Genomic DNA, 10747 nt, shown 5'->3' with positions numbered 1-10747 from the left:
CCCACCACCCACTCCACACTGCGCTCCACCAACAGCCCCACCCCTACCTCCGGGCCTACTCCCAGCCCTCTCAGGTGATGAGCCAGTTGGTTCGCCCTCTCCTCCACCTCCCCGTAGCTCACCCCTCCCGCTTCCGTCCGCACCGCCTCCGCTTCCGGCCGCGCGTCCACCACCGACTCGAAGACTTCGTGTCCGCACTCACCCTTCGGGCCGTACGTCTTCCCCGTCCGGTTCCACTCCTCCACCACCCGCCGCCGCTCCTCCACGCCCATCCACTCCACGTCCCCAACCCGCTGCTCCGGCTTCTCCACCAGCGCCCGCACCACGCGCTCGAAGCCTTCCATCCACCGACGGACCGTCCGCTCCTCGTACAGGTCCGTGCTGTACTCCCACAGCCCCGTCAGGCCTTCCGCTCCCTCCGTGAAGGAGACGATGAGGTCCAGCTTCGCGGTGCCGGTCTCGAAATCGACGCCCCGCAGGCTCAGTCCCGGCAGCCGCAGCTCCGGCACTGGCGCGTTCTGGAGCAACAGCTTCACCTGGAAGAGCGGCGCATGCCCCAGGCTGCGTTCCGGGTTGATCGCCTCCACCAGCTTCTCGAAGGGCACGTGCTGGTGCGCGTAAGCGGAGAGCGTCGTCTCACGCACCCCGCCGAGCAGCTCTCGGAAGCTCGCTGCCCGCTCCACGCGGGTGCGGAGCACGAGCTGGTTGATGAAGAAGCCGATGAGCCCTTCCACCTCGCGGTGATCGCGGCCCGCGACGTCCGTGCCGATGACGATGTCCTCGCGGCCGGACAGGTGGGACAGCAAGGCGTTGAAGGCCGCCAGCAGCACCATGAACGGCGTGACGCCCTCGCTCCGGGCCAGCCGCCGGACTCCCTCCTGGAGCTCCAGGGGCATGCGCTGCACACGGTGCGTACCCCGGTGGCTCTGCACCGCCGGACGCGGATGATCCGCGGGCAGCTCCAGCAGCGCCGGTGCCCCGTCGAGCCGCGCCTTCCACCAGCCCAGCTCCGAAGCCAGGCGCTCCTCGTTCAGCCAGCCGCGCTGCCACGCGGCATAGTCCGCGTACTGCACCGCCAGCTCCGGCAGCGAAGGCTGCTCACCGGAGAGGTACGCCGGATAGAGCTCCCCGAGCTCCCGCAGTAGGATCCCCGTGGACCACGCGTCGGAGACGATGTGGTGCATCGTCAGCAGCAACACGTGCTCCGTCTCACCGAGCTTCAGCAGCACCGCGCGGACCAGGGGTCCCTGCGACAGGTCGAACGGCTTCCGGGCTTCTTCCTCCGCCAGGTGGAGCACTTCCGCGTGACGTTTGGATTCGTCCAGCGCCGTGAGTTCGCCCACGACCAGGGGAAGGTGTCCCTCGGCGTGGATCTCCTGCACGGGCGTCTGCCGCGACACGGGGAAGGTGGTGCGCAGCACTTCATGCCGGCGGAGGATCTCCGCGAAGCACCGCTCCAGCACTCCGACGTCGAGTGCGCCTGACAGCCGCACCGCCGCGGGAACATTGTAGAGCGGGCTGCCCGGCTCCAGCCGATCCAAGAACCACAAGCGCTGCTGCGAGAAGGACAGCGGCAGCTCGCCCTCACGGCTAACGGACGACACCGGCGGCATCGCCGACGCACCTTCGCTCCGTGCGCGGAGTCCCTCGACCCGGGCCGCGAGCAGCTCGACGGTGGGCGCATCGAAGATCTGCTGGAGCGGCAGCTCCACGCCGAACAGCTCACGGAGCCGTGAGACCACCTGGGTGCCAATGAGGGAGTGGCCGCCGAGGTCGAAGAAGTTGTCGGTCAGTCCGACACGCTCCACCTTCAGCAGCTCCGCCCACTGGTCCGCGATGAGCTGCTCCACTGGAGTGCGGGGAGCGGCGAAGACGTGCGCTCGCGGCGTGGACTCCGCCGTCAGCGCGGGCAGCTTCGAGCGGTCCACCTTCCCGCTGGACGTCAGCGGCAGGGTCTCCAGCGTGCCGTAGGCCGTGGGCACCATGTGCTCCGGCACCCGCTCGCGCAGCCATTCGCGCAGCGCCGCCGTCTCCACGTCGCCCACCACGTAGGCCCACAGCTTCGTGCCCGTGGCTTCCTTCTTCGCCACCACCGCCGCCTGCTTCACGCCAGGGTGCGTGCCCAGCACGCCTTCGACTTCCCCCACCTCCAGCCGCATGCCGCGCACCTTCACCTGCCCGTCGCGCCGGCCCACGTACTCCACTTCTCCGTCTTCGCCCCACCGCACCAAATCTCCCGTGCGGTACAGCCGGCTGCCGGCTTCACCGCTGAAGCCGTCCGGGATGAAGCGCTCCGCTGTGAGTGCGGGCTGGCCCAGGTAGCCACGTGCGAGGCCCGCGCCTCCCACGTACAGCTCCCCCACCACGCCCACTCCCACCGGCCGCTGCCCTTCGTCCAGCACGTACAGCCGCACGTTGCCCAGCGGCTTGCCCACCGTCACCCGCTCCGGTGTCAGCGACGTCGCCACGCTGGCGCATACCGTCACTTCCGTCGGGCCGTAGCCGTTGAGCATCCTCCGGCCTTCACTCCACTTGCGCACCAGCGCAGCGGGCACAGCCTCGCCCGCGGAGATGAGCGTGCGGATGCCTTCCAGGCCTCCGTCCTGCACCTGCCCCAGCACCGACGGCGTCAGCGTCACCACCGTCGCGCCTAGCGCCTTCACCGTGCCTTCCAGCGCGCCTCCCGGCATCAGCGCTTCTCGCGGTGCCAGGCAGAGGGACGCACCCGCTGCCAGCGTCGAGAAGACTTCCGCCACCGACGCGTCGAAGCCCGGTGAGGCGAACTGCAGCACCCGGTCCTCTGGCTTCACACCGTGCGCTTCGGCCACCGCGTGCGCCATGTTCGCAAGGCCACCGTGGCGCACCATCACGCCCTTCGGCTTGCCTGTACTTCCTGACGTGAAGAGCACGTACGCCAGCGACTCCGGCACCACCTTCTTCGCGGGCCGCGTCTTCGGCTGACGAGCGACTCGTGCACTGTCCTCGTCCAGCAGGACCAGCACGGCATTTCCGGTGGGCATCTCATCCGCGAGCGCCGAGTTCGTCAGCACCAGCGCAACACCGGACTCCTCCAGCAACTCACCCACTCGCAGCGCGGGCAGCGTCACATCCACCGGCACGAAGGCGCCTCCCGCCTTCAGCACCGCCACCATCCCCACCACCCACTCCACACTGCGCTCCACCAACAGCCCCACCCTCACCTCCGGGCCTACTCCCAGCCCTCTCAGGTGATGCGCCAGTTGGTTCGCCCTCTCCTCCACCTCCCCGTAGCTCACCCCTCTTGCTTCCGTCCGCACCGCCTCCGCTTGCGGCCGCGCGTCCGCCACCGACTCGAAGACTTCGTGCCCGCACTCACCCTTCGCGCCGTACGTCTTCCCCGTCCGGTTCCACTCCTCCACCACCCGCCGCCGCTCCTCCACGCCCATCCACTCCACGTCCCCCACCCGCTGCTCCGGCTTCTCCACCAGCGCTCGCACCACGCGCTCGAAACCGTCCATCCATCGCCGGACCGTCCGCTCCTCGTACAGGTCCGTGCTGTACTCCCACAGTCCCGTCAGCCCTTCCGCTCCCTCCGTGAGCTGAAGGCTCAGGTCGAGCTTCGCGAGCCCGCTCTCCATCACGATCGGGCGCAGCACGAGCCCGGGGATGTTGATCTCCGACAGCGGCGCGTTCTGGAAGTTGAACGACACCCGGTAGAACGGCGTCTGCCCGGCCTCGCGCCCCGGCTGGAGCGCCGCGACGATCTGCTCCAACGGGATGTCCTGCTGTGCGTAGGCCTCCACGCACGTCTTGCGGACGCGCCCGAGCAGCTCCCGCAACGTCGGGTCGCCCGACAGGTCCGTCCGCATCACCACCGTGTTGACGAAGAAGCCGATCAGCCCCTCCACCTCACGGCGGTTGCGCCCCGCGACGGGCGTTCCCACCGCCACGTCATGCTGTCCGGACTCGTGCGCGAGCACGACCTCCAGCGCCGCCAGCAGCACCATGAAGGGCGTCAGCCCCTCCTTGCGAGCCAGGGCCTTCAGCGCCTCCCACGGTCCCTGCTGCATCCGGAATGGGAGCGCCCCGCCCCGCACTCCGGACCCCGTCCGTGGATGGTCGGTCGGAAGCTCCAGCATCTCCAGACCGCCGAGCCGCTCCCGCCAGTACGCGAGCTGCTTCTCCAGCACCGCCTGCTGCGCGCTGCCCCGCTGCCAGACCGCCCAATCGGCGTACTGGATCTTCGCCGGCGGGAGCGCGGCCGGTCGCCCGTGGCTGAAGGCGTCGTAGAGCGCCAGCACTTCACGCACCAGCACGCCCATGGACCAGATGTCGAAGACGATGTGGTGCATCACCAGCACCAGCACATGGTCGTGCTCATCCAGCCGAACCCACGTCGCGCGCAGGAGCGGACCGCGCTCCAGGTCGAACGGGCGCAGCATCTCCGCCTTCGCCAATCGCAGCGATTCCGCGTCCCGCTGCTCGCCGGAAAGGGCCCGCAGGTCCACCGAGGACACTGGCAGTTCCAGCGCCGGGGCGATGCGCTGCACGGGCTGTCCGCGCTCCTGCGTGAACGTCGTGCGCAGCACTTCGTGGCGGTCGACCAGCGCCTGGAGGGCGCGCTGGAAGGCCTCCACGTTAAGGGGCCCGGTCGCGCGCAGGACGATGGGCAGGTTGTACAGCGCGAGCCCCGGCTGGAGCTGATCGATGAACCACAACCGCTGCTGCGCGAACGACAGCGGCGGAGGCGTGGACTTGTCGCGCAGGGGGATGGCGTCGGGCGCGGGCGCCCCTGCCGCTTCCTGCTTGAGCCGGCGCATCAGCTCCTCGCGCTTCTCCGGGGAGAGATTGCCGAACCGCTGGACCAACCCGCTCATGACGACTTCTCCATCTCCGCCAGCAGCGCTTCGAGCCGGCCCGCGTCCACCTGGGACGCCTGGGCCTCGAGGACCGCGTTCACCACTCCCAGCACCGTGGGCGTTTCAAACAGGCCCCGGATGGACACCTCCACCGCGAACAGCTCCCGCAGCCGCGACACCACCTGCATGCCCAGCAACGAATGGCCGCCCAGCTCGAAGAAGTTGTCGTGGATGCCCACCCGGTCCACGCCCAACAGCTCCTGCCACAGCTCCGCGATCTGCTGCTGGATGGCATCCTCCGGCGCCACGTACGGCGTCCCCAACGCGGGCCGCGCATGCGCCGACGCGGGACGGGCCCGCGGCGCTCCGCCGGTTCCTTCCACCGCCGACGCGGACTCCGAGGGCACGGTCCCCCGTACCCTGCGCGCAGACAGCTCTCCCGTGGAGACCAGGATGCGGCCCCCTTCGCCCAGACCCAGGATGCGCTGGAACGCGCGCGCGCCTTCCTCCAGCGTGAGGCCCAGCCGCCCGGCCTCCTCGGTCCAGCCGTCCCAGTCGACGGACAGCCACGGCGTGTCGCCCTGGCGCGACTGCTCCGCGGCGAAGGCATCCAGGAAGTGGTTGGCGGATGCATAGGCCGCGAAGCCCAGACCGCCCAGCACCGTGGCCAGCGACGACTGGAGCATCACGAAGTCCAACGGCTCTGCCTTCAGCGCGCGCGTCAACGCGAGGAGGCCGTGGACCTTGGCCTCGAACAACAGGCCGCAGCGCGACGGCACCACCTCCGAGACGAGCACGTTCGCCGGCGCTCCCACCACGCCCGCGGCGTGGATGACGCCGTGCAGGGCGCCGAAGCGCTCGCGGGCCAGGGCCACCATGCGCTGACAGTCCTCGTCGCGGGTCACGTCCGCCGACACGACCAGCACTTCCGCACCCTGCCGCTCCAGGTCCTCCAGCGCGCGCAGCTTGCGTGACGTGGCGTCCTCGGGGCCGTGCTCCGTCTGCCACGCGGCCCAGGCCTCGCGCGCCGGCAGCCCGGTGCGGCCCACCAGCACCATCCGCGCCCGAGCCTCTGTCGCCAGCCGCGACGCGAGCGCCAGGCCCATGCGGCCCAGCCCTCCGGTGATGAGATAGACGCCGCCCTCGCGCAGCAGCCCGCGCGTGGACACGTCCGGCAGGGACACGGGCGCGAAGTCCTCCACCCAGCGGTGACGGCCTCGCAGCGCCACCACCGCGTCGCGCGGATCCGATTCCAGCTCCGCCACCAGCGCGTCCAGCCACGGGCGCGCGCCGGCTCCGCCGTCCTTCGGCGGCACGGTGACGTCCACCGCGCGGCAACGCCAGCCGGGCCCCAGCTCCTGGGGCAGGACGCGGCACGGTCCCAGCGCCAGGGACTGCGCCGGATCCAGCGACTCCTCTCCGGTGACGTCGTGGGCACCGGAGGTCACGACCGTCAGCACCGTGACCGCACCGGGCCAACGGGCCTCCATCGCGCGCGCCAGGTACAGCGGCGGATAGAAGCCCCGGGCAATCGCCGCCTCCACGCGCGCCGCGCTCCCGGAGGCATGGTCCGCGAGCGCCCATCCATCCAGGAAGGCCACCCGTTCCGGCCGCGCGTCTCCCAGCGCCTCCAGCAGCCAGGTGTGGTGCTCCGGCCGCGTGCCATCCAGCGCGAAGCGTCCGGGTCCCAGCGGCAGGAAGTCGCTCCCGGGCACCACCTCCACCACGGAGGCACCGCTCCGCCGCAGCCGCTCCGCGACCGCCGTCCCCGGCCCGTCCACGAAGAGCAGCCAGCCGCCCTTCACGCGCGAGGCCTCCGGGCGCCGCGCCTGCTTCCAGGCCAGTGAGTAGAACCAGCCCGCGGACTCCGGCCGCTTGGTCACGCGGCCCCGCGCATCGTGCGTGTCCTTCGCGGGCCCGGCCTCCACCCAGTAGCGCTGTCGCTCGAAGGGATAGGTGGGCAGGGGCACGCGCCGCCGGGCTTCAGGGGCGTACAGCTTCGTCCCGTCCAACCGCACGCCGGACAGCCACAGCCGTCCCGCGGCGCCCAGCAGGGACTCCAGATCCGTGCGTGCCTCCTGGGCGTGACGCATGGACGCGATCACCACCGAAGGCGGCGGAGAGGCCCGCCGCGCCAGGGTCGCCAGCGTGTTGCCCGGCCCCACCTCCAGCAGCACGCGCGACGGCTCTTCGAGCAGCGTCCGCACGCCCTCCGCGAAGCGCACCGGACGGCGCAGGTGTTCCACCCAGTAGTCCGGGCTGCGCGCCTGCTCGGAGGTGATCCACGTGCCGGTGACGTTGGAGACCCACGGGAGCGTGGGCTCGGACCAGCGCACCGCGCGGAGGCGCTCGGCGAAGGCGCCGAGGATGGGCTCCATCATCGACGAGTGGAAGGCGTGCGAGGTGTGCAGCCGCCGGCACGCGACCCCGCGCTGCTCCAGGCGCGCGGCCAGGCGATCCACGGACTCCATCGGCCCCGAGACCACGCACAGCGACGGCGCGTTGACGGCCGCCAGCGACAGGTCCGGCCCCAGCAGCTCCTGGACCTCCGCCTCCGGGAGTGACACGGAGAGCATGGCCCCGGGGGGAAGCTGCTCGATGAGCGCGCCCCGCGCGGCGATGAGCGACAGCGCGTCCTCCAACTTCAGTACACCCGCGAGGCAGGCCGCGACGTATTCGCCCACGCTGTGTCCCAGCATCGCCCGAGGCTTCACGCCCCAGGCCATCCAGGTGCGGGCCAGCGCATAGGACACGACGAACAGCGCGGGCTGGGTGAGCGCCGTGCGGCGCAGCTGGCGGTCCGCCTCCACGTCCCCGTCCCGGGCCAGCAGGAGCTGGCGCAGGTCCAGCTTGAGCGTCGGCAAGAGCAGGTCGCAGCACGCGTCCAGGTGCTTGCGGAACACCGGGAGCTGTTCGTGGAGCCCGCGCGCCATGCCCGCGAACTGGGCGCCCTGCCCCGGGAACAGGAAGGCCGTCTGCCGCTCCACGGCGGTCTCATGCTGGGTGAGCAGCCGCGACTCGTCCCGTGACGTGAGGACCTGCCGCGCGTCCTCTCCGTCGCGGCAGACGATGGCGCGGCGGTGTTCGAAGCGGCGGCGGCCCAGCATCAGCGTGTACGCCACGTCCGCCAGCTCCAGGTCCGGGTGCTGGCCCAGATGGGACGCGAGCTGCTCGGTCGCCGCGTCCAGTGCGGCTTCGCTGCGCGCCGACAGCAGCAGCAGGTGCGAAGCGCGCGTGCTGGACGCAGTTTCGATGGAGGGCGCCTCCTCCAGGATGACGTGCGCGTTGGTGCCGCCGATGCCGAAGGAGCTGACGCCCGCGCGCCTCGGTGCGCCGCGCGACTCCCAGGGGCGCAGCGTGTTGTTGACGAAGAACGGACCTGCCGCGAAGTCGATGGCGGGGTTGGGGCGTTCGAAGTGCAGGCTGGGGGGAAGCTGCTGGTGGCGCAGCGCCATCACGACCTTGATCAACCCGGCGACGCCCGCGGCCGTGTCCAGGTGGCCGATGTTCGTCTTCAGCGAGCCCAGCGCGATGGTGCCCGGCGCGTTCGCCCGCGAGCGGAAGGCCTGGTTGAGGGCGGAGACCTCGATGGGGTCCCCCAGCGGCGTCGCCGTCCCGTGAGCCTCGACGTACTGGATGTCGCCGGGCTTCACTCCGGCCACGCCGAGCGCCTCGGAGATGACGGCGGCCTGGCCCTCCGCGCCCGGCGCCGTGTAGCCCGCGCGGCCCGCGCCGTCGTTGTTGACCGCGGAGCCCCGGATGACGGCGTGGATGGTGTCGCCCTGGGCCAGCGCGTCCGTCAGCCGCTTGAGCACGACGATGCCCGCGCCCGAGCCGCGCACGGTGCCCTGGGCCCGGGCGTCGAAGGCGCGGCAGTGGCCGTCCGGCGACAGGATGTCCCCTTCCTGGGCCAGATAGCCGGCGCGCTGAGGAAGCGACAGGGACACGCCGCCCGCGAGCGCCAGGCTGGACTCGCCGGACAGCAGGGACTGGCAGGCCAGGTGGACGGCCACGAGCGACGACGAGCACGCGGTCTGCACCGCGATACACGGCCCGCGAAGGCCCAGCTTGTGCGCCACGCGCGTGGGCAGGAAGTCCTTCTCGTTGCTGATGCCCACCTGGTACGTGCCGACCGTCCCGAGCAGCTCCCGCTGGGGGATCAGCTGCGAGTAGAGATACGCGGGCGCGCCCGTGCCGGCGAACAGCGCCACGGCCTTGGGCCAGGACTCGGCGTCGTAGCCCGCGTGCTCCAGCGCTTCCCAGGCGCACTCGAGGAAGAGCCGGTGCTGCGGGTCGAGGATCTCCGCCGCGCGCGGGCTCAGTCCGAAGAAGGCCGCGTCGAACCTGTCCACGCCCTCCAGCGGATAGGCCGCGCGGACATAGCCGGGCCTGGAGGAGAGCGCCGGATCCACGCCAGCGGTCTCCAGGTCGCGGTCGTCCAGCGCGACGAAGGACTCCACGCCGTCCCGCACGTTGTGCCAGAGCGCTTCCACGCTCGGCGCTCCCGGGAAGCGGCCGCTCATGCCGACGATGGCGATGGCTTCCTCGGAGACTTCGGCCTGATCACTCATCGGAATCCTCCTGCGTCGGCACTTCGACCTGCTGCCGGACCTTCCGGCGTTGACCGGCACGTGCCCGGCGTTCCGCGAACTCCTCCTCCACGGCGGCTTCGCTCGGAGCGTCCGCGGGTTCCGAGCGGTCCCGGACGCGCGCCACGAGTGCCGCGATGCTGGAGTACTGGAACAGCTCCGCGAGCGGCACCTCGACCTTCAGGAGCCCGCGCATGCGGCTGTGCAACTGCACCAGCGTCAGCGAGTTGCCGCCCAGGTCGAAGAACCGGTCCTCCAGGCCGACGCGCTCGACGCCGAGCACCTCCTGCCAGAGGGCCGTGAGGCTCCGCTCCAGCTCCGTCGTCGGCGGCACGAAGGCCTGCGTGCGCGTGGCCTCCGCCGTCAGCGCGGGCAGCTTCGAGCGGTCCACCTTCCCGCTGGACGTCAGCGGCAGGGCCTCCAACGTCCCGTAGGCCGTGGGCACCATGTGCTCCGGCACCCGCTCGCGCAGCCATTCACGCAGCGCCGCCGCCTCCACGTCGCCCACCACGTAGGCCCACAGCTTCGTGCCCGTGGCTTCCTTCTTCGCCACCACCGCCGCCTGCTTCACACCGGGGTGCGTGGCCAGCACGCCTTCGACTTCTCCCACCTCCAGCCGCATGCCGCGCACCTTCACCTGCCCGTCGCGCCGGCCCACGTACTCCACTTCCCCGTCTTCGCCCCACCGCACCAAATCTCCCGTGCGGTACAGCCGGCTGCCGGCCTCACCGCTGAAGCCGTCCGGGATGAAGCGCTCCGCCGTGAGTGCGGGCTGGCCCAGGTAGCCACGCGCGAGGCCCGCGCCTCCCACGTACAGCTCGCCTACCACGCCCACTCCCACCGGCCGCTGCCCTTCGTCCAGCACGTACAGCCGCACATTCCCCAGCGGCTTGCCCACCGTCACCCGCTCCGGTGTCAGCGACGTCGCCACGCTGGCGCACACCGTCACTTCCGTCGGGCCGTAGCCGTTGAGCATCCTCCGGCCTTCACTCCACTTGCGCACCAGCGCAGAGGGCACGGCCTCGCCCGCGGAGATGAGCGTGCGGATGCCTTCCAGGCCTCCGTCCTGCACCTGTCCCAGCACTGATGGCGTCAGCGTCACCACTGTCGCGCCAAGCTGCTTCACCGTGCCTTCCAGCGCGCCTCCCGGCATGAGGGCTTCTCTCGGCGCCAGGCAGAGGGACGCACCCGCCGCCAGCGTCGAGAAGACTTCCGCCACCGACGCGTCGAAGCCCGGTGAGGCGAACTGCAGCACCCGGTCCTCTGGCTTCACACCGTGCGCTTCGGCCACCGCGTGCGCCATGTTCGCAAGGCCACCGT

The 10747-nt window shown here is 71.2% G+C and carries 3 protein-coding genes; all 3 read right to left on the bottom strand.

Annotated elements, in window-relative coordinates:
• Positions 1-4856: non-ribosomal peptide synthetase (locus D7Y21_RS37290; RefSeq protein WP_121718231.1), on the bottom strand; the 4856-nt coding region annotated here is incomplete at its 3' end.
• Complete coding sequence (locus D7Y21_RS37285; protein WP_121718230.1) at positions 4853-9409, bottom strand: type I polyketide synthase; 4557 nt, start codon at positions 9407-9409, stop codon at positions 4853-4855. The genes D7Y21_RS37290 and D7Y21_RS37285, both read right to left, overlap by 4 nt.
• A partial coding sequence (locus D7Y21_RS37280; RefSeq protein WP_147469482.1) for a non-ribosomal peptide synthetase occupies positions 9402-10747 on the bottom strand: 1346 nt, incomplete at its 5' end. The genes D7Y21_RS37285 and D7Y21_RS37280, both read right to left, overlap by 8 nt.

Source organism: Corallococcus sp. AB045 (assembly GCF_003668895.1).
Taxonomy (GTDB): Bacteria; Myxococcota; Myxococcia; order Myxococcales; family Myxococcaceae; genus Corallococcus; species Corallococcus coralloides.
This window is presented reverse-complemented; position numbering and strand designations above follow the sequence as displayed.